The sequence below is a fragment of the Pseudomonas sp. PK-RTE-24 genome, assembly GCF_054052265.1.
Window position 1 is genome coordinate 5,525,570 of the sequence record NZ_CM133224.1, and the last position, 19,076, is coordinate 5,544,645.

Here is a 19,076-nt window from a genome sequence, read left to right on the forward strand (position 1 = left end):
TCGCGGGCGTTCTCGTTATAAGTCTCGGCACTTTTAGTGACAAGCCGTTGTATGCCGACATGAGCCAAACCGACCCGTTAGACCAAGATCCCGTATTCCAGCTCAAGGGCAGCATGCTGGCCATCACTGTGCTGGAACTGGCCCGTAACGACCTCGAAAGCCTCGATCGGCAATTGGCCGCCAAAGTCGCCCAGGCGCCGAATTTTTTCAGCAATGCACCGCTGGTTCTGGCGCTGGACAAACTGCCGCCGAACCAGGGCGCGGTTGACCTGCCGGGGCTGATGCGCGTCTGCCGTCAGCACGGTCTGCGTACCCTGGCCATTCGTGCCAGCCGCATCGAAGACATCGCCGCCGCCATCGCCATCGACATCCCCGTGCTACCGCCCTCCGGCGCCCGCGAGCGTCCGCTGGAGACGCCGGAAGCCGAAGTCAAAAAGAAGCCGGAAAAGCCACCTGAGCCGACCGTCAAACCGACCCGCGTAATCACCACGCCAGTACGTGGTGGCCAGCAGATATATGCCCAGGGTGGCGATCTGGTCGTGGTCTCATCGGTCAGTCCGGGGGCGGAACTTCTCGCCGATGGCAACATCCATGTATACGGCCCGATGCGCGGCCGTGCGCTGGCCGGCGTCAAAGGTGACACCAAGGCACGGATTTTCTGTCAGCAATTGAGCGCTGAACTGATCTCCATCGCCGGTCATTACAAGGTCTCCGAGGATTTGCGTCGTGATCCGATGTGGGGCTCGGGCGTCCAGGTCAGCCTGTCAGGCGACGTGTTGAACATCATTCGGCTTTAACGGATACTGCCGCATTTTCCAAGCATCTCTAAAACGTAGCGAAAACGGCTCAAACGAAGTAGGAAAAAGGCTCAAAGCCAAATTCCAGCCAAGGCTGTCCGACTGCAGTAGTTTTCAAGAGATGTTTTTCAGGGGCTGAACAGTCCTTCTTCCTTAGGGGTGAAACACCTTGGCCAAGATTCTCGTGGTTACATCCGGCAAGGGTGGTGTGGGTAAGACCACCACCAGCGCCGCTATCGGTACCGGTCTCGCTCTGCGCGGCCACAAAACAGTGATCGTCGACTTCGACGTGGGCTTGCGTAACCTCGACCTGATCATGGGTTGCGAGCGCCGCGTGGTGTATGACTTCGTCAACGTGGTAAACGGCGAAGCCAACCTGCAACAGGCACTGATCAAAGACAAGCGCCTGGAAAACCTCTACGTGCTGGCGGCCAGCCAGACCCGCGACAAAGACGCGCTGACCGTCGAAGGCGTGGAAAAAGTCCTGATGGAGCTCAAGGAACAATTCGAGTTCGTCGTCTGCGACTCCCCGGCGGGCATCGAGAAAGGTGCGCACCTGGCCATGTATTTCGCCGATGAAGCGATCGTCGTGACCAACCCGGAAGTCTCCTCGGTACGTGACTCGGACCGCATGCTCGGCCTGCTGGCGAGCAAATCGCGCCGCGCCGAACGGGGCGAAGAGCCGATCAAGGAACACCTGCTGATCACTCGCTACCACCCGGAGCGTGTCGAGAAGGGCGAGATGCTTGGCGTTGAAGACGTCAAGGAGATCCTCTCGGTGACCCTGCTCGGCGTCATCCCGGAATCCCAGGCGGTACTCAAGGCTTCCAACCAGGGCGTGCCAGTGATTCTCGACGACCAGAGCGATGCCGGTCAGGCTTACAGCGATACCGTCGACCGCCTGCTGGGCAAAGAAAAAGCCCACCGATTCCTCGATGTCGAGAAGAAGGGATTCTTCGAGCGCCTGTTTGGAGGTAGGTAATGAACCTTTTTGACTTCTTTCGTGCCAACAAAAAGCCAAGTACCGCCTCGGTAGCGAAAGAGCGTCTACAGATCATCGTGGCGCATGAGCGCGGCCAGCGCAGCACGCCGGATTACCTGCCAGCCTTGCAGAAGGAACTGGTCGACGTGATCCGCAAGTACGTCAACATCGGCAACGACGACGTACATGTTGCACTGGAAAGCCAGGGCAGTTGCTCGATTCTGGAACTCAACATCACCCTGCCCGATCGCTGAGTCGATTTGGCAGTCGCTACGGCGGCTCGGGCTGTTGATGCTCGTGTAGGAGCTGCCGAAGGCTGCGATCTTTTGATCTTCAAAGTCAAAAGATCGCAGCCTTCGGCAGCTCCTACAGAGTTATCAGCAGTCCCGAGCCGCCGTTGGCATTTGTTACGAGGCTGTTTTAATGCCGCTGTCCAACATCCGCATCATCCATGAGGACGCCGCCGTACTGGTGGTCGACAAACCGACCCTGCTGCTCTCGGTGCCCGGTCGCGCTGACGACAACAAGGACTGCCTGATTACCCGCTTGCAGGAAAACGGCTACCCGGAAGCGCGCATCGTTCATCGCCTGGACTGGGAAACCTCCGGCATCATCCTGCTGGCCCGTGACGCCGACACTCATCGCGAACTGTCGCGGCAGTTTCACGACCGCGAAACCGAAAAAGCCTACACCGCTTTGGCCTGGGGTCAGCCTGAGCTGGACAGCGGCAGCATCGATCTGCCCCTGCGCTACGACCCACCGACCAAGCCGCGACACGTGGTCGATCACGAATTCGGCAAACACGCGCTGACCTTCTGGAAGGTGCTGGAACGTTGCGGCGACTGGTGCCGTGTCGAACTGACACCGATTACCGGCCGCTCGCATCAATTGCGCGTGCACATGTTGTCGATCGGCCATCCGTTGCTCGGTGACGGACTCTACGCCCACGAGCAAGCGCTGGCGGCCTGGCCGCGTCTGTGCCTGCACGCGAGCATGCTCAGCTTCACTCATCCGCAGACCGGCGAGCGCCTGCGCTTCGAGTGCCCGGCTCCGTTCTGAATTGCGTGAATACTTTAAAAGCCCTTCGCAATGAAGGGCTTTTTTTGTCCTGCCAAAAATCCACCGGCAATAGATTGACGTAAAGAACTGTCATAAAATTGTAATCAAATATAAAATCATGGCACTTCGATATCAGGCAGGAGGCCTTTCCCGTGTTCTGCAGCAAAACACTTCAATCCGAATACCCGATCATCTACGCATTCGGTAACACGACCCTGCACTTGAGCGAAGCACCCAGCATCCAGGCACGCCAGGCCCTGGAGCAGCTCATTAAAAAACGCCGCGCGCACAAACTGACCCGGGCCAGCGCACCGTTATCGTCCTGTGAAACACCACTATTTGCCAAGGTCCAGCCATTGGACACGTTCAAGGCAAAGGTGCGGGTGAGCCTGAACAAACCGCAACGCAACGGGCGCTTCGACTGGCCTCTCGAAGAGCTGATGAATTCCCTCGAAGCTCAGCGCCGGGGCGTGGAGATGCCTCCACTGAAGGGCTATGGCTATACCCGCAGCAGACTCGGCCTGACCGAGGAGTTCTTCCTGCTGACTCACCTGCTCGAAGGCCATATGGATGGGGCCGAGTGCATCAGACGCAATCCCGAAAACATCGAAGCCTTTATCCTCGACGCGTTTCAACTGCTCAGCTCGCTCGCCAGCAAGAACATCACCCACATGGATTTCTGGGTGGGCAACATCATGGTGCCCGAGCAAACGCAAAGGCCACTCAAAGCCATCGACTTTGAAAACTGCTTCGCAGGCCCGACCGCGCACGCAAGTGAAACACTCGGTTTTCAACTCGGCTTCTTCTATCGTCGGGATATCTACAAATTCATCACCGAAGCCGCCTACGATCGCCTGGTAGATCAATACCTCAGTGCACTGCCTGGCTTATCGAGAGACAGGTTCGAGGCTGTCTATCAGTTGAGCAAACATGAATACGTCGGTCGCAAGCAACGCCGTGAAGTCTTCCTCTCTGGCAGATTGATCACTGGTTGACGCCCTCCCTGGCAACACTTTGAAGCAAGTGTCCGGCCTGCAAATCAGCGGAGCAATACGGTAAACTCGCGCCCCCGCCGTATGGAGCCGCTTATGCGCGAAGCCTTCCCCCCCCTGGAAAAAGTACCGCACCAGCTGCTCTACCTGATCTATGGCGAAAAAGACGTTTATCGGCGCGAGGCGAAATTCAGCATCCTCACCGCCCTGGCACAACTGCAGCCAGGTGAATCATTGTGCATCCGAGTCCTGACCGATCGTCCGCAGGACTATGCCGGCTGGCCGGTCGATACCGTCCCTTTGAGCGAGCAGACCCTGATCCAGTGGCAGGGCGAGAACGGCTACCATCACCGCCGCAAAGCGTGCGCCATTGCGCTGGGCCTGACACTCGCCGAAAAAACCCTGTTCGTCGACACCGACACGCTGTTTCTCGATTCGCCGCACCGGTTGTTCAGCATGATCACGCCCGGCCGTTACGTGATGGACCGCTTCGAATATGACTGGAGTTACGTCTGTAACCGGGCGGACTACGAAAAACTCGCGCGCTGCCTGCAAGTCCACGGCATCTCGTCGACGAACAGCTTCAAACTCTACAACAGCGGCTTGTGCGGCGTCACCGATGGCGATGCAGCGCTGCTGGAGAAATCGGTCCGGCTGATCGATGAGTGGACGCAGGGATCGTTCGACATCCATACGATCGAACAGATTGCACTGTCTTTTGCCATGCGCGACCAGCCGATCCAGGAAGCGAAGAAATTCATCTATCACTACTTCGCCGACAAGAACTTCTTCCACGCCATGCAGAAACATTTTTTCGCCCGCTACGGCGAGGCCTTCCACCTCGAACTGCCAGAGCTGTGCAACGAGGTTCCGCGCAGCAAACCCGTTCCCTCAACCTGGGACCGTCTGCGCATCAAGTGGAAGCTGCGCAAAAAGCGCGGCGGCATGAAGAAAGTCGGCCGGGCGTTGCTGTTCGGCAGTGCTGCACCTGCCCACCCGTATTACGAGATCTGCCGTCACGAATGGTGGGAATCGGCGTCGCGGGAAATCCTGCGTTGGGACAGCGTCACGCAAAAGGCCTTCTTCGGCAGCGGCAAGGGCTGGCCGAAGCACCTGCCGAAACCCGCCAGAAAGGATGATCAACAAGCCATCATTGCCTACCTGCGCAAGCGCATCGATCAGCACTCCTGAGCGTGCTTGCGCAAACCACTTGCCCAATGGCGCTGAGTGATGCGTTAAACTGCCGCCCATTGCTGTCTGGAGTTTCTTATGCGCGCAGAGTTGAACCAGGGCCTGATCGACTTTCTCAAGGCCTCCCCTACCCCGTTCCACGCCACCGCCAGCCTCGTTCAGCGTCTGGAGGCCGCCGGTTATGTGCGCCTCGACGAGCGCGAGCCATGGTCCACCGAGGCCAACGGCCGCTATTACGTTACCCGTAACGACTCCTCGATCGTCGCGATCAAAATGGGCCGCAACTCGCCACTGCACGACGGTATCCGTCTGGTCGGCGCGCACACCGACAGCCCGTGCCTGCGGGTCAAGCCGCAACCGGAACTGCAACGTCAGGGCTTCTGGCAACTGGGCGTCGAAGTCTACGGCGGCGCGCTGCTGGCGCCATGGTTCGACCGCGATCTGTCGCTGGCCGGCCGCGTGACCTTCCGCCGTGACGGCAAGGTCGAGAGTCAGTTGATCGACTTCAAGGCACCCATCGCGATCATTCCCAACCTGGCCATTCACCTCAACCGTGAAGCCAACCAGGGCTGGGCGATCAACGCGCAGACCGAACTACCGCCGATCCTGGCGCAATTCGCCGGTGACGAGCGCGTCGATTTCCGCGCCGTGCTCACCGACCAACTGGCCCGCGAACACGGTTTGAACGCCGACGTGGTGCTGGATTACGAGCTGAGTTTCTACGACACGCAAAGCGCTGCGGTGATCGGCCTGAACGGCGATTTCATTGCCGGTGCGCGTCTGGACAACCTGCTGTCGTGCTACGCCGGCCTGCAAGCGTTGCTCAACGCCGAAACCGACGAGACCTGCGTGCTGGTCTGTAACGACCACGAAGAAGTCGGCTCGTGCTCGGCGTGCGGTGCCGACGGCCCGATGCTCGAACAGACTCTGCGCCGCCTGCTGCCAGAAGGCGACGAGTTCGTGCGCACTATTCAGAAATCCCTGCTGGTCTCCGCCGACAACGCCCACGGCGTGCATCCCAACTACGCGGACAAGCACGACGCCAACCACGGCCCGAAACTCAACGCCGGCCCGGTGATCAAGGTCAACAGCAACCAGCGCTACGCCACCAACAGCGAAACCGCCGGTTTCTTCCGCCACCTGTGCATGGCCGAAGAAGTCCCGGTGCAAAGCTTCGTGGTGCGCAGCGACATGGGCTGCGGCTCGACCATCGGCCCGATCACCGCCAGCCATCTGGGCGTGCGCACCGTAGACATCGGCCTGCCGACCTTCGCCATGCATTCGATTCGCGAGCTGTGCGGCAGCCATGACCTGGCGCATCTGGTGAAAGTGCTCAGTGCGTTCTATGCCAGCCGTGAATTGCCGTAACGGCTGACAAGCTTCGCGAGCAGGCTCGCTCCCACAATGGAATGCCATTCACCTGTGGGAGCGAGCCTGCTCGCGAAATCGCCTGTGCAGACAGCAGAATCCTCCCGGCCTGATGCATTCCTGAGCCACATCACACCCCGCCTCGAAAACCCGCCTAGACTGCAAACATCCCCCACAGACAAGGCAGTCTTCATGATCTCGATGTCCTCCTTCCACGCCATGCTCATTCCCATCCTCAGCGGAATGATCCTGCTGGCCATCGGCTTCAACTTCCGCGACAAGAACGCCGGGGTGTTCGCCATGTGGATCGGTATGCTGATGATCCTCGCCACGGTGGTCTACAAGATCCTCGCCAAACTCAACGAATGACCGCGCCCGGCTCGCATTGAGCCAAAGGGCCTCGTACACTCCAGCGCATCCGCCTATCGCGAGGTTGTCTTCTGGTGTTCGCTCGTCTTTTTGCTTTGCCCGGTCTGCTGCTTGTCTGCCTGATGACGCTGCTGCCGCTGGCGCCCGTCCAGGCGGTCGGTTTGCCCGGCCTGCTCAACACTTCCAAACCGCAGCCTGAAGCCGTAGAACCCCTTGGCCAGTCGCTGGACGAAGTGATCAAGTCGCTGGAAAACGACAAGCAACGCGCGCAGTTGCTCAGCGATCTGAAGAAGCTGCGCGACGCCACGAAAAAAGCGCAGGCCACCCCCGAAGAAGGCGTGCTGGGCCTGATCGGCGGCACCCTCGCCAACTTCGAAAAGCAGTTTTCCGGCGCCGACAGCCCGATTACCCGCTGGTCCAACGAATTCGATCTGGCCAAGGACGAACTGACCAGCAAGCTGCTGCCGGCCAATGAATGGCTGCCGATCATCTTCGGTTTCGCAGTGATCCTGATGGTCTGGAGCCTGCTCGCCGCCGCGCTGATCTGGCTCAGCCACCGCGTGCGTCTGCGCTTCGGCCTCACCGAAGAACTGCCGCAACACCCCAAGGCCCTCGACATGCTGCGCTTTGCCCTGCGCAAGCTCGGGCCGTGGCTGATCGCGTTGGTAATGACGGTGTACATGAGCTACGTGCTGCCGTCTTCCCTGGGCAAAAGCCTGGCGATGGTGCTGGCCTATGCCTTGGTGGTCGGCACCTGTTTCTCGGCGATCTGCGTGATCGCCTTCTCCCTGCTCGACGGCCCGCACCGCCATCGCGCGCTGTACATCCTGCGTCATCAGGCGTTTCGGCCGCTGTGGCTGATCGGCAGCTTCGCCGCGTTTGGTGAAGCGCTGAGCGATCCGCGTCTGGTCGAGAGCCTGGGCGTACATCTGGCGCACACCGCCGCGACCACGGCCAATGTCCTCGCTGCGCTGTCGACCGGCCTGTTCATCCTGCGATTCCGCCGACCGATCGCGCACCTGATCCGCAACCAACCGCTGTCACGCCGCCTGACCCGCCGCGCCCTCAGCGACACCATCGAGATCCTCGGCACCTTCTGGTACGTGCCGGCACTGGTGCTGGTCGGCATCTCGCTGTTCGCCACGTTTGTCTCCGCCGGCGACACCAGCACCGCGCTGCGCCAGTCGCTGATCTGCACGGTGCTGCTGGTGTTGTGCATGGTGATCAACGGCCTCGTGCGCCGCCATTCGCTGAAACCGCAACGCGGGCCGAAACGCCATGCGCTGTATTCGGAGCGACTGAAAAACTTCTTCTACACCCTGACGCATTTGCTGGTGTGGCTGATCTTCATCGAACTGGGCCTGCGCGTCTGGGGCCATTCGCTGATCGCGTTCGCCGAAGGCGATGGCCATGACATCAGCGTCAAACTGTTCAGCCTGATCGGCACGCTGATTTTCTCCTGGCTGATCTGGATCCTCGCCGACACCGCCGTGCACCACGCCCTCACCCGCTCGCGCAAAGGCCTGGCGAATGCACGGGCGCAGACGATGATGCCGCTGATCCGCAACGTGCTGTTCGTGGCGATTTTCATCATCGCGCTGATCGTCGCGTTGGCGAACATGGGCATGAACGTCACACCGCTGCTGGCCGGTGCCGGCGTGATCGGTCTGGCCATCGGCTTCGGCGCGCAGTCGCTGGTCGCTGACCTGATCACCGGCCTGTTCATCATCATCGAAGACTCGCTGGCCATCGACGACTACGTCGACGTTGGCGGCCACCTCGGCACCGTCGAAGGTCTGACCATCCGCACCGTACGCCTGCGCGACATCGACGGCATCGTCCATACCATCCCGTTCAGCGAAATCAAAAGCATCAAGAACTACTCGCGGGAATTCGGCTACGCGATCTTCCGCGTCGCCGTGCCATACAACATGGAAATCGACGACGCGATCAAACTGATGCGCGACGTCGGCCAGAAGATGCGCAGCGATCCGTTGCAGCGCCGCAATATTTGGTCGCCGCTGGAGATTCAGGGTGTGGAAAGTTTCGAGTCCGGCAGCGCGATTCTGCGCGCACGGTTCAAGACTGCGCCGATCAAGCAGTGGGAAGTTTCCCGGGCGTTCAATTTGTCGCTGAAAAGGCAACTGGATGAGGCGGGGCTGGATCTGGCGACGCCAAGGATGAGTGTGCAGGTGATTACGCCTGGGGTGGAAATCAAAAAGGAAAGCTGAACAGAGATGGCCCCCTATTGGCAGGTAATACCAATAGGGGGTTGCTTTTATTTATCTTTGAAACCGGGTTTACCATTAGCGGAACGCCAGTTTTTTACCTCCAAGACAACATTTTCAGGCCCATCCTTACCTTCCTCCGGGTAGTAAATCAAATCGTAACCAGATGGATGTTCAACTAGCCGAGAGAACTCAAGAATGGCAGCAATTTGTTGCTTCTCTGTTGTAAACCCGGAATCATATATTTTCCTGACAAACTCAAGAAAATCTTCCTCTCTCATATCCTGTATCGACCTCATATCAAAGCCCTTTATGAATTTCAACATGCGCTTTCGGGGTAACGATATTTATGTTGTCAGCATTATATAAATCCCCTCCCTCGGCCAAGCCGACCTTATGATGCAGTTCGTATTTCACTCTTGCTCCTGCTGAGTCGTTCATTCTAACTATCGGGGCTTTGCCCTTTTTCATTTCGTTCAAACTTGTTTCATTAAATAAGCCAGCCAGTTTTTCGTCATTGAAAACAGCTTTCCAGAATGTTTCTCTGAATGCTCTGAAACTGTTGAACTGACGACCCCGTAACTGATCAGCAATGTGCGATGGGATTGGCGCCCCATCACCCTGCGCAGCAGCCCCTAGCCATCCACCCGCAACCGGCGCTCCATGACCACTCGCCACCCCTGGATCATTGCGTCGATCCCGGAACATGACGTACTGCGGTGGCAGGCCCGATTCCGACGGGAAGACCAGAATGAAGTCGTCGAAACGAATGCTGCCCCGCCCCGGGTGAGCGTCGATCCGTCCTTCAATCGGCACGAGGTTGCCGCCGATATATCGCGGTGGGGACGGATTCTCGATGGGGAACAGCGTTGAACTGTCTGCCGGCGTTACTGCGGGAGTCCAGACCGCGGTTGTCGGCGGGATGTCGGTGAGGGTTGCGCTGTAAGTGTTGTTCCCTGCGTTGAAACCAGCTGCAACCACGCGAACGCCGGAAGGCAGTTTTGTCCCCGCTACCGGAACGACAAGCAGTTCGGCGAGAGAGCCCGTCAGCGGCCGGGCGCTCAAACGTACCGGCAGATTCAGTCGTGCTCTTTCGCTTGCCAGCCTGTCCAGATCAGGCAATTGACCGGGCAGCAGATCTGCCAGTGGGAGGCTGAGCAGAAAGCGTTCAGGCAATTCCCCATTACCCAACACCGGGGAGTAGACAAACGCACTTACCCCCACCATCAGACCAGACGCCGTGCCAGCAGCCAGCCCCGACAAACCGGCCACCGCCGAGCGAATCGAAGCGGCAAAACCCGCCATCAGGTTGTCGGCAATCGCGACCGCACCAGCGGACGTCGCAAATACCAGTTGGGCGTGGCTGGTATTGCCCTGAAAGCGCAACAGGCTACTGTGCCCACCGGAGGTGTCCTGCCGACGCTTTTCCTCAGCAACCCTGCGTGCTTCGGCTTCAGCCTCAAGCGCCGCCTGTTCCTCGGCACGCTTGCGCTCTAGTGCCTCAGCCGCCAAACGGGCCTGTTCTTCTTCGAGCCGCCTGATTTCATCGGCAGCGGCCTGCCGTGCCAGCTCCTCCGCCTGCCGCCGCGCCTGCTCTTGAGCGACGCGGGCCTGTTCCTGTGCAACCTGCCTGGCGTATTCCGCCGCCAACCGCGCCTGCTCCTGAGCGATCCGCTCGGCTTCCTGCGCTTGCACCACGGCAATCATGCCCTTGACCGTGGCCGACTGGCTGTTCAACACGCCAATGCCTTCAACCAGTAACTTGGCGTTGAACAGAGCGCTATAAGCCTGCCGTACGCTGACGCTGGCGCTTCGCCGATTGACTTGCGGTAAGCGGCCTCCGTTGAAAAAGGTTTCAACCTGGGCGTGGCCGAAACGTTCGATGGCCACGTCCTTGGCCACCAAAAGCGCACCAAACTTCCTGGCGATCAGGGAATCCCTGAATTGCATCTCCCGCGCCAGCGCATCCAAAGGCGGCAAGACACTTTGATCACCTGCTGCCCGCGCTTCTGCCAGTTCATTTTCAATGACCTGAGCAATATTCCTGGAAGTATCTTTATAGATACTTTCCATATCGAGTATTTCACCCAACGGCGCAAAGTTAATGCCTGGTCCCGAGCCGTCCCCTGCACCTAAATAATGTAAATATTCATCTTGTTTATCCGGACGCACAACAATCGGCGGAAGCGTTATTCCATTACGCTGCATTTATAAGTCCTCCATGGACAATAGTTTTGTCGCACTGACCCGTTACCCTCAAACAGCCAATAACGTGACCGGCACCTGGAGAAATTTATGGAAATAGATGTTGTGCGGTGCGGTACATGGTTATCGCCCGCGTTTTATCTGTCACGCCGGACGGAACTGATAAAGCGGTAGGAGTTTTCGCTGATAAATTATGCTCAAACGTAAATCTGTCGGAGCGCATAGCGCTTTCCGGACCCGATCGCACTTGCGTGCAAAGCCTTTGTCACAGGCAAGGAAGCCAACAACAATAATCAAGGAGAAGCCCATGCAACTGACGCGCATTGCCCAGACCCTTTTGCTCACCCTGGTCGCCAGCCACGCCAGTGCCGCGACGATGGACAGCGCCCGCACGCGCATCGCCGAGCAGGCGCAGAAGCTCGAGCCGGAGCTGCTGGAAACCCGCCGCGACCTTCACGCTCATCCAGAACTTGGCAACACTGAAAAACGCACCGCTGAACTGGTCGCCAAACAGCTGCAAGCCATGGGCCTGGAAGTGAAAACCGGCGTCGCCCGCACCGGCGTTGTCGCCATTCTCAAAGGCGCCCTGCCCGGCCCGACCGTCGCCCTGCGCGCCGACATGGACGCGCTGCCGGTCAAGGAAGTCTCCGACTTGCCGTTCGCTTCGAAAGCCAAAGGCACGTATCTCGACAAGGAAGTCGACGTCATGCACGCCTGCGGCCACGACGCCCACACCGCAATCCTGCTCAGCGCAGCGAAAATTCTGACGGGCATGCGCGACACCCTGCCCGGCACCGTGGTGTTCTACTTCCAGCCCGCCGAAGAAGGCCCGAGCGACTTCATTCCCGACGGCAAAAACACCTGGGGCGCGAAGATGATGGTCGAGGAAGGCGTTATGAAATCGCCGAAACCAGACGCGGTGTTCGGGCTGCACGTCTGGGCCGGCGTCCCCGCCGGCCAGATCGCCTACCGCCCCGGCCCGACCCTGGCCAGCTCCGACGACCTGCGCATCAAGATCCACGGCAAACAAACCCACGCCGGCCGCCCCTGGGATGGCATCGACCCAATCACCGTCGGCGCGCAAACCATCGTCGGCCTGCAAACCGTGGTCAGCCGCCGCACCGACATTTCCTCTTACCCGTCGGTGGTCAGCATCGGCACCATCAACGGCGGCACCCGCTACAACATCATCCCCGAATCACTCGACATGACCGGCACCATCCGCTCCTACGACTACGGCATCCGCCAGAAACTGCACAGCGACGTACGCCAGACCATCGAGAAAATCGCCGAAAGCGGCGGCGCCAAAGCCGACGTCACCATCATCGAAAAATACGACCCGACGATTAACAACCCTGCACTGACCGAGAAAATGCTGCCGACATTGAAGTGGGCGGCCAAGGATGATGTGGTGCAGGGACCTCTGGTGGGTGGGGCGGAAGATTTCTCGTTCTTCGCCAAGGAAGCGCCGGGACTGTTTGTGTTTCTTGGAGTGACCCCGCGGGACCAGGACATGAGCAAAGCCGCGCCGAATCACAATCCGGGGTTCTTTGTGGATGAGTCGGCGCTGGTGGTTGGGGTGAGGACACTGGCGTCGTTGGCGACGGATTATCTGTATGGGAATGCGGCGGTGGGCAAGTAGGAAGGGGTGACTGTGGGGGCGCTTTCGCGAGCAGACTCGCTCCCACAGGGATTAAGTACATCCGACAGAGATTGGTCGGCTGACAGGCCGCCTTCGCGAGCAGGCTCGCTTCCCACAGAAAAGCGAAAGCAAAAACAAAAGATCGCAGCCTTCGGCAGCTCCTACACACGATGAGCGTTAGCTCGAGCACCGCTTTTGATCTTGATCTCGGAGCCCGTCGGCAGGCTGAGTGGAGGGATTGATCCGGGCGTGGGAGCGCAGCGACCGTACGACGCAGTCGTACACAGCGAGTGTAGGTGCAGCGAAGCAAACCGGAGCCGCTGCGCCAGGATCGATCCCGCAGCGAAGGAACCCCGAGCCCCAGCGAGCGGGCCGAACGTCAGGGCGCAGCCTTTTGGTTACTTTTTGGCGTTTGAAAAAGTGACCCGCCGTAAGGGCGGAACCATAAGAAGCCGTTACCGCAGCAACGGATATTCACCCAAACCCCCAAAACCTGGTCGGCCCAAAGGCCGCCAAGGTCAAAAAAGATCAAACCACATCAACCCCTACGTGAATCGCATCATGCCGCCAAAACTCCAGATCACAATCAATCAGCCGCCCATGCTGATCATAATTGACCCGAGCAATCCTCAATCCCGGACTCCCCACCGACACCCGCAAAGCCGCCGCCGCATCGACAGATAAAGACGTAGGCACAATCTCAAACCGCACCCGCCCATAGTGCAAATCGAAATGCCGCGCATACAACTCAGTGATCGACTGATTCAAATCAAACTCAAGAATCCCCGGAAAAAACTGCGGATTCAGGTAGTGCTCGACATACAACACCAGTCGGCCATCAATCCGCCGCGAGCGGCAAATCTGGATCACGCTCGACAACGCCGGCAGCTGCAACCACGCACACACCGCCGCCGAAGCCGGCTGCAACCGCGCTGAAATCACCTCGGTCGACGGCTCACGCCCCTGCGCACTGACCATCGCGTGAAAATGACTGCGCTGCATCAGGTTGTACGCCAGACGCGGCGGCGACACGAACCAGCCGCGCCGCTCCTCACGATAAATCTGCCCTTGCGCCTCCAATTGCAACAGCGCTTCACGCACAGTGATCCGCGTCGTCCCGAACAACTCGCTGAGCTTGCGTTCAGCGGGCAACTTGCTCCCGGCCCCCAGCAAACCATGATCGATCTGCTCCTGCAGCACCTGGCCAATCGCTGTCACCGCTTTCGTTGCCTCATCGCGCATCAACGTTACCTATCTGGACTAGACCAGCACTGTTTCAGGGCAAATCCGGGCGCTGCTCAGAGCGCTTTCGTGTGTTGCAAGCCTAGGCAGTGCAGATGACCGACAGATGACAAAACTACCCAACGGTCGTTTTCACGGCTTGCAATACATCGGCCAAGTCCCTTGCTTATCGGGCCTGCGTCATGGTCTACGCTTGTTTGGCAACCGCCAATCCCGGGCGGAGAAAAGATCAGCCATAAGGCCATCGACATCAAAATGTCATCCAGCCCGCCTAAATTGGCTCAGGTATTGCTGACCTAGACCAACACAACCGCAATCGCAGCGTTGAACACGACCAAGGAGCTTCGGAATGAAACAGCTTTTCCTGGCAACACTGTTAGGCTCGACCATTGCAATGTGCAGCGCCGCCATGGCGGCCGACACCGATCTGAAAACCCTAGAAGCCGCTGCGAAAGCGGAAGGCGCCGTCAATAGCGTCGGCATGCCCGACAACTGGGCCAACTGGAAAGGCACCTGGGATGATCTGGCTGCGAATTACGGCTTGAAACACATCGACACCGATATGAGTTCGGCTCAGGAAATCGCCAAGTTCGCCGCTGAAAAAGACAACGCCACCGCCGACATCGGTGACGTCGGCGCCGCCTTCGGCCCGATCGCGGTCAAGCAAGGTGTGGTGCAACCGTACAAGCCAAGCACCTGGGATCAGATTCCGGACTGGGCCAAGGACAAGGACGGCAACTGGGCACTGGCCTACACCGGCACCATCGCCTTCATCGTCAACAAGAAGCTGCTGAACGGCTCCGACGTGCCGACCAAATGGGCTGACCTGAAAACCGGTAAATACAAAGTCTCCATCGGCGACGTGAGCACTGCTGCCCAGGCCGCCAACGGTGTCCTCGCTGCCGCACTGGCCAATGGCGGTGACGAGAAAAACATCAAGCCTGCCTTGCTGCTGTTCGCCGACCTCGCCAAACAGGGTCGTCTGTCGATGGCCAACCCGACCATCGCCACCATGGAAAAAGGCGAGATTGAAGTCGGCGTGGTCTGGGACTTCAATGGCCTGAGCTACAAAGCCAAGATGGCCAACCCGGATGATTACGTAGTGCTGATTCCATCCGACGGCTCGGTGATTTCCGGCTACACCACGATCATCAACAAGTACGCGAAAAACCCCAATGCCGCCAAGCTGACGCGCGAATACATCTTCAGCGACGCCGGCCAGACCAACCTCGCCCGCGGCAACGCCCGGCCGATCCGCGCCGAACACCTGCAACTGCCGGAAGACGTGAAAGCCAAGCTGCTGCCGAACGAGCAATACAAAAACGTTACGCCAGTCAAGGACGCCGACGCGTGGGAAAAGACCTCCAAAGCCCTGCCGCAGCAGTGGAACGAAGAAGTCATCGTAGAGATGAAGTAATCCTTCATCTGTAGGAGCTGCCGAAGGCTGCGATCTTTTGATCTTGCCCTTTAAAAGCAACATCGAAAGATCGCAGCGTCCGGCAGCTCCGACACAGATTGGTTCCAGATTTGTTTTCGGAGTTCTTGCCCCTATGAAGCACAACGTCATCCTTGTCGTGCTCGACGGCCTCAACTACGAGGTTGCGTGTCACGCCATGGGGCATCTGCAGGCTTATGTTGGCGCAGGACGCGCGGCGCTCTATCAACTGGAGTGCGAACTGCCGGCCCTGTCCCGACCGCTTTACGAATGTATCCTCACCGGCGTGCCGCCGATCGACAGCGGCATCGTCCACAACAATGTCTCGCGCTTGTCCAACCAGCGCAGCATCTATCACTACGCCCGTGATGCCGGATTGAAAACCGCCGCTGCGGCGTATCACTGGGTCAGCGAGTTGTATAACCGCTCACCGTTCGTGGCTGCGCGCGACCGCCACACCGACGATCCGACGCTGCCGATCCAGCACGGGCATTTCTACTGGAACGACCATTATCCGGATTCGCACCTGTTCGCCGACGCGGAGAACCTGCGCCTGCGTCATGCGCCGGATTTCCTCCTGATCCACCCGATGAATATCGACGACGCCGGGCACAAGCACGGCCTCGACAGCGCGCAATACCGCAACAGCGCGCGCTCGGCTGACGTCATCCTCGCCGACTATCTGCAGACCTGGCTCGACGCTGGTTATCAGGTGCTGGTGACCGCCGACCACGGCATGAACAACGATCGTTCGCACAACGGCCTGCTGGCGGAAGAACGTCAGGTGCCGCTGTTCGTCCTCGGCGAGGCGTTCAGCCTCAACCCTGACGCCACACCAACGCAGACCGAGATCTGCGGCACGGTCTGCGAACTGCTCGGCGTACCCCACGACAAACCTGTGTGCCGGGAGCTGCTCAAGTGAATGCCATGACTCGCGGCAAATGGCTCGCGGCGCTGTGTCTGGTGCCTTTCGCGCTGTTCTTTATCGTCTTCGAAATCGCCCCGCTGGTCTGGGTGATGATCAACAGCCTGCAATCGGAAGAGTCCGGCTGGGGCCTGGCCAATTTCAGCAAGATCTTCGGTTCGAAGTTCTATCGGCAGGCAATCCAGTACAGCCTGGAGATCAGTTTCTGGTCGAGCGTATTCGGCATCATCATCGCCGTGCTTGGTGCGTATTCACTACGCCGCGTCGATTCGAAGCTGCGCAACTTCGTGAATGCCTTCGCCAACATGACCAGCAATTTTGCCGGCGTGCCGCTGGCGTTCGCGTTCATCATCCTGCTCGGTTTCAACGGCAGCATCACCATCATGCTCAAGCAGTCGGGGATCATTCAGGACTTCAACCTGTATTCGAAAACCGGCCTGATCATCCTCTACACCTACTTCCAGATACCCCTTGGCGTGCTGCTGCTCTACCCGGCGTTCGACGCTCTGCGTGAAGACTGGCGCGAGTCCGCCGCACTGCTCGGCGCCAACGGCTGGCAGTTCTGGCGGCACATCGGCCTGCCGGTATTGACCCCGGCGTTGCTCGGCACGTTCGTGATCCTGCTGGCCAACGCCCTCGGCGCCTACGCCACGGTTTATGCGCTGACCACCGGCAACTTCAACGTTCTGCCGATCCGTATTGCGGCGATGGTCTCCGGCGACATTTCCCTTGACCCGAACCTGGCCAGCGCGCTGGCGGTGGTGCTCGTGGCGCTGATGACCATTGTCACCGTCGTGCATCAATTGCTGTTGAAGAGGAGCTACCATGTCTCGCGCTGAATCCGGCCCGGCCGGCCTCTACCACCGCGTCGTGGTCTATCTGCTGTTCGCCATCCTGTTGTTGCCGCTGCTGGGCACGCTGGTCTATTCGATCGCCAGCAGTTGGTCGGCGACCATTCTGCCGAGCGGCTTCACCTTCAAGTGGTACATCCAGTTGTGGAGCGATCCGCGCTTTCTCCACGCATTCGGGCAGTCGCTGATCGTCTGTGTCGGCGCGCTGGTGTTATCGGTGGTGCTGATCCTGCCGCTGCTGTTTGTCGTGCATTACTACTTTCCGAAACTCGATGCGCTGATGAACATCCTCATCCTGCTGCCCTTCGCGGTGCCGCCGGTGGTGTCCTCGGTGGGGCTGCTGCAGCTATACGGTTCCGGGCCGATGGCGATGGTCGGCACACCGTGGATTCTGATCGGCTGCTACTTCACCGTAGCGCTGCCGTTCATGTACCGCGCGATCACCAACAACCTGCAAGCGATCAACCTGCGCGACCTGATGGACGCCGCTCAACTGCTCGGCGCCAGCACCTTTCAAGCGGCGTTTCTGGTGGTGCTGCCGAACTTGCGCAAAGGCCTGATGGTGGCGCTGCTACTGTCTTTCTCGTTCCTCTTCGGTGAGTTCGTGTTCGCCAACATCCTCGTCGGCACCCGCTACGAAACCTTGCAGGTGTACCTGAACAACATGCGCAACAGCAGCGGTCACTTCACCAGTGCGCTGGTCATTTCGTATTTCTTTTTCGTGCTGGTCCTGACCTGGATCGCCAACATCTTGAACAAGGACAAAAGCGAATGAGCTACGTCAGCGTCCGACACCTGCAGAAAAGTTATGCCGGCACCACGGTGTTCAGCGACATCGATTGCGAGATCAACAAAGGCGAGTTCGTCACCCTGCTCGGCCCGTCCGGGTGCGGTAAGTCGACTTTGCTGCGTTGCATCGCCGGGCTGACCCCGGTGGATGGCGGCAAGATTTTGCTCGATGGCGTCGACATCGTGCCGTTGAGTCCGCAGAAACGCGGTATCGGCATGGTCTTTCAGAGCTACGCGCTGTTCCCCAACATGACCGTCGAACAGAACGTCGCCTTCGGCCTGCGCATGCAAAAGGTCAACGCCGATGACAGCCACAAGCGCGTCTCTGAAGTGTTGAAACTGGTCGAACTGCACGACTTCGCCAGCCGCTATCCGCATCAACTGTCAGGTGGGCAGTGCCAACGTGTCGCCCTCGCCCGATCGCTGGTGACCCGCCCGCGCTTGTTGCTGCTGGATGAGCCGCTGTCGGCGCTCGACGCAAGGATTCGCAAACACCTGCGCGAACAGATTCGTCAGATCCAGCGCGAACTCGGCCTGACCACGATCTTCGTCACCCACGATCAGGAAGAAGCGCTGACCATGTCGGACCGGATTTTCCTGATGAATCAGGGAAAAATCGTCCAGAGCGGCGACGCCGAAACCCTCTACACCGCGCCGGTCGATGTATTCGCCGCCGGCTTCATCGGCAACTACAACCTGCTCGATGCCGATGCCGCCTCAAAGCTGTTGCAACGGCCGGTCAACCACCGCATCGCCATCCGCCCGGAAGCCATCGAACTGAGCCTTGACGGCGTACTCGACGCGCAGATCCGCAGCCACAGCCTGCTCGGCAACGTCATTCGCTATCGCGTCGAAGCACGCGGCGTGGAACTGGTGGTCGACGTACTCAACCGCTCCGCCGCCGATCTGCATCCCGACGGACAACGCCTGGCACTTTCCATCGATCCGACGGCCCTGTGTGAGGTAGCCTGATGACTTTGCTGACGTTGAAGAGAGAACTG

Annotated in this window: 18 protein-coding genes; 15 read left to right on the forward strand and 3 right to left on the reverse strand. The window is 59.1% G+C overall.

Annotated elements, in window-relative coordinates:
* Positions 1-59: 59 nt before the first annotated feature.
* The 9 genes from minC to ACV8MC_RS24835 all read left to right on the forward strand — a co-directional run bounded on the left by minC (position 60) and on the right by ACV8MC_RS24835 (position 8,989).
* The gene (gene minC / locus ACV8MC_RS24795) at positions 60-797 is read left to right on the forward strand and encodes a septum site-determining protein MinC (RefSeq protein WP_041479318.1); all 738 of its coding nucleotides are present in this window, start codon (positions 60-62) and stop codon (positions 795-797) included.
* A gap of 169 nt (positions 798-966) precedes the next feature.
* Complete coding sequence (gene minD, locus ACV8MC_RS24800; RefSeq protein ID WP_056784017.1) at positions 967-1,779, forward strand: septum site-determining protein MinD; 813 nt, start codon at positions 967-969, stop codon at positions 1,777-1,779.
* Positions 1,779-2,033 (forward strand): cell division topological specificity factor MinE, encoded by a 255-nt coding sequence (minE, locus tag ACV8MC_RS24805; RefSeq protein WP_003223146.1) that lies wholly within the window; start codon positions 1,779-1,781, stop codon positions 2,031-2,033. The genes minD and minE overlap by 1 nt, the downstream gene beginning before the upstream one ends.
* Positions 2,034-2,202: 169 nt before the next feature.
* Positions 2,203-2,838 carry an RluA family pseudouridine synthase gene (locus ACV8MC_RS24810; protein WP_024012204.1) on the forward strand — a complete coding sequence of 212 codons (636 nt, stop codon included), beginning with the start codon at positions 2,203-2,205 and terminating at the stop codon, positions 2,836-2,838.
* Positions 2,839-2,990: 152 nt separating this feature from the next.
* Positions 2,991-3,833 (forward strand): protein kinase family protein, encoded by an 843-nt coding sequence (locus ACV8MC_RS24815; RefSeq protein WP_056784015.1) that lies wholly within the window; start codon positions 2,991-2,993, stop codon positions 3,831-3,833.
* 93 nt (positions 3,834-3,926) lie between these two features.
* Complete coding sequence (locus ACV8MC_RS24820) at positions 3,927-5,021, forward strand: hypothetical protein (RefSeq protein WP_457263878.1); 1,095 nt, start codon at positions 3,927-3,929, stop codon at positions 5,019-5,021.
* A 78-nt stretch (positions 5,022-5,099) separates the two neighbouring features.
* Positions 5,100-6,389, forward strand: coding sequence for a M18 family aminopeptidase (locus ACV8MC_RS24825; protein WP_457263880.1), 1,290 nt, complete (start codon positions 5,100-5,102; stop codon positions 6,387-6,389).
* A gap of 192 nt (positions 6,390-6,581) precedes the next feature.
* Complete coding sequence (locus ACV8MC_RS24830; RefSeq protein ID WP_016773747.1) at positions 6,582-6,758, forward strand: hypothetical protein; 177 nt, start codon at positions 6,582-6,584, stop codon at positions 6,756-6,758.
* A 74-nt stretch (positions 6,759-6,832) separates the two neighbouring features.
* Complete coding sequence (locus ACV8MC_RS24835) at positions 6,833-8,989, forward strand: mechanosensitive ion channel family protein (protein ID WP_457263882.1); 2,157 nt, start codon at positions 6,833-6,835, stop codon at positions 8,987-8,989.
* Between the two features lie 47 nt (positions 8,990-9,036).
* Here the strand turns inward: ACV8MC_RS24835 and ACV8MC_RS24840 are convergent, their stop codons facing one another.
* Positions 9,037-9,312, reverse strand: a complete 276-nt coding sequence (locus tag ACV8MC_RS24840) for a bacteriocin immunity protein (protein WP_290127533.1) — start codon at positions 9,310-9,312, stop codon at positions 9,037-9,039.
* A complete protein-coding gene (locus ACV8MC_RS24845) occupies positions 9,287-11,194 on the reverse strand; it encodes an S-type pyocin domain-containing protein (protein ID WP_457263885.1) in 1,908 nt (635 codons plus the stop codon). Before ACV8MC_RS24845 ends, ACV8MC_RS24840 begins: the two co-directional genes overlap by 26 nt.
* A gap of 304 nt (positions 11,195-11,498) precedes the next feature.
* Here ACV8MC_RS24845 and ACV8MC_RS24850 point away from each other — a divergent pair, with 304 nt between their 5' ends.
* Complete coding sequence (locus ACV8MC_RS24850) at positions 11,499-12,833, forward strand: amidohydrolase (RefSeq protein WP_041479306.1); 1,335 nt, start codon at positions 11,499-11,501, stop codon at positions 12,831-12,833.
* 528 nt (positions 12,834-13,361) lie between these two features.
* Here the strand turns inward: ACV8MC_RS24850 and phnR are convergent.
* Positions 13,362-14,075: a phosphonate utilization transcriptional regulator PhnR gene (gene phnR / locus ACV8MC_RS24855; protein WP_236169468.1), complete on the reverse strand. Its 714-nt coding sequence runs from the start codon at positions 14,073-14,075 to the stop codon at positions 13,362-13,364.
* A 349-nt stretch (positions 14,076-14,424) separates the two neighbouring features.
* Here phnR and ACV8MC_RS24860 point away from each other — a divergent pair, with 349 nt between their 5' ends.
* The 5 genes from ACV8MC_RS24860 (at position 14,425) to ACV8MC_RS24880 (ending at position 19,047) form a co-directional block, all read left to right on the forward strand.
* Complete coding sequence (locus ACV8MC_RS24860; RefSeq protein WP_041479304.1) at positions 14,425-15,492, forward strand: ABC transporter substrate-binding protein; 1,068 nt, start codon at positions 14,425-14,427, stop codon at positions 15,490-15,492.
* Positions 15,493-15,625: 133 nt separating this feature from the next.
* Positions 15,626-16,432, forward strand: a complete 807-nt coding sequence (locus ACV8MC_RS24865; protein ID WP_236169467.1) for an alkaline phosphatase family protein — start codon at positions 15,626-15,628, stop codon at positions 16,430-16,432.
* Between the two features lie 5 nt (positions 16,433-16,437).
* Positions 16,438-17,274, forward strand: a complete 837-nt coding sequence (locus tag ACV8MC_RS24870) for an ABC transporter permease (protein WP_162245414.1) — start codon at positions 16,438-16,440, stop codon at positions 17,272-17,274.
* Complete coding sequence (locus tag ACV8MC_RS24875; RefSeq protein WP_016773742.1) at positions 17,261-18,061, forward strand: ABC transporter permease; 801 nt, start codon at positions 17,261-17,263, stop codon at positions 18,059-18,061. The genes ACV8MC_RS24870 and ACV8MC_RS24875 overlap by 14 nt, the downstream gene beginning before the upstream one ends.
* Positions 18,058-19,047 carry an ABC transporter ATP-binding protein gene (locus tag ACV8MC_RS24880; RefSeq protein ID WP_457263889.1) on the forward strand — a complete coding sequence of 330 codons (990 nt, stop codon included), beginning with the start codon at positions 18,058-18,060 and terminating at the stop codon, positions 19,045-19,047. Before ACV8MC_RS24875 ends, ACV8MC_RS24880 begins: the two co-directional genes overlap by 4 nt.
* The last annotated feature ends 29 nt before the right edge of the window (positions 19,048-19,076 follow it).

Excerpts from the sequence above, each read along its gene's own strand:
- minC (WP_041479318.1), top strand. The coding sequence starts at position 60 with ATGAGCCAAACCGACCCGTTAGACCAAGATCCCGTATTCCAGCTCAAG.
- minE (WP_003223146.1), top strand. The coding sequence starts at position 1,779 with ATGAACCTTTTTGACTTCTTTCGTGCCAACAAAAAGCCAAGTACCGCC.
- ACV8MC_RS24810 (WP_024012204.1), top strand. The coding sequence starts at position 2,203 with ATGCCGCTGTCCAACATCCGCATCATCCATGAGGACGCCGCCGTACTG.
- ACV8MC_RS24820 (WP_457263878.1), top strand. The coding sequence starts at position 3,927 with ATGCGCGAAGCCTTCCCCCCCCTGGAAAAAGTACCGCACCAGCTGCTC.
- ACV8MC_RS24825 (WP_457263880.1), top strand. The coding sequence starts at position 5,100 with ATGCGCGCAGAGTTGAACCAGGGCCTGATCGACTTTCTCAAGGCCTCC.
- ACV8MC_RS24830 (WP_016773747.1), top strand. The coding sequence starts at position 6,582 with ATGATCTCGATGTCCTCCTTCCACGCCATGCTCATTCCCATCCTCAGC.
- ACV8MC_RS24840 (WP_290127533.1), bottom strand. The coding sequence starts at position 9,312 with ATGTTGAAATTCATAAAGGGCTTTGATATGAGGTCGATACAGGATATG.
- ACV8MC_RS24845 (WP_457263885.1), bottom strand. The coding sequence starts at position 11,194 with ATGCAGCGTAATGGAATAACGCTTCCGCCGATTGTTGTGCGTCCGGAT.
- ACV8MC_RS24850 (WP_041479306.1), top strand. The coding sequence starts at position 11,499 with ATGCAACTGACGCGCATTGCCCAGACCCTTTTGCTCACCCTGGTCGCC.
- phnR (WP_236169468.1), bottom strand. The coding sequence starts at position 14,075 with ATGCGCGATGAGGCAACGAAAGCGGTGACAGCGATTGGCCAGGTGCTG.
- ACV8MC_RS24860 (WP_041479304.1), top strand. The coding sequence starts at position 14,425 with ATGAAACAGCTTTTCCTGGCAACACTGTTAGGCTCGACCATTGCAATG.
- ACV8MC_RS24865 (WP_236169467.1), top strand. The coding sequence starts at position 15,626 with ATGAAGCACAACGTCATCCTTGTCGTGCTCGACGGCCTCAACTACGAG.
- ACV8MC_RS24870 (WP_162245414.1), top strand. The coding sequence starts at position 16,438 with ATGACTCGCGGCAAATGGCTCGCGGCGCTGTGTCTGGTGCCTTTCGCG.
- ACV8MC_RS24875 (WP_016773742.1), top strand. The coding sequence starts at position 17,261 with ATGTCTCGCGCTGAATCCGGCCCGGCCGGCCTCTACCACCGCGTCGTG.
- ACV8MC_RS24880 (WP_457263889.1), top strand. The coding sequence starts at position 18,058 with ATGAGCTACGTCAGCGTCCGACACCTGCAGAAAAGTTATGCCGGCACC.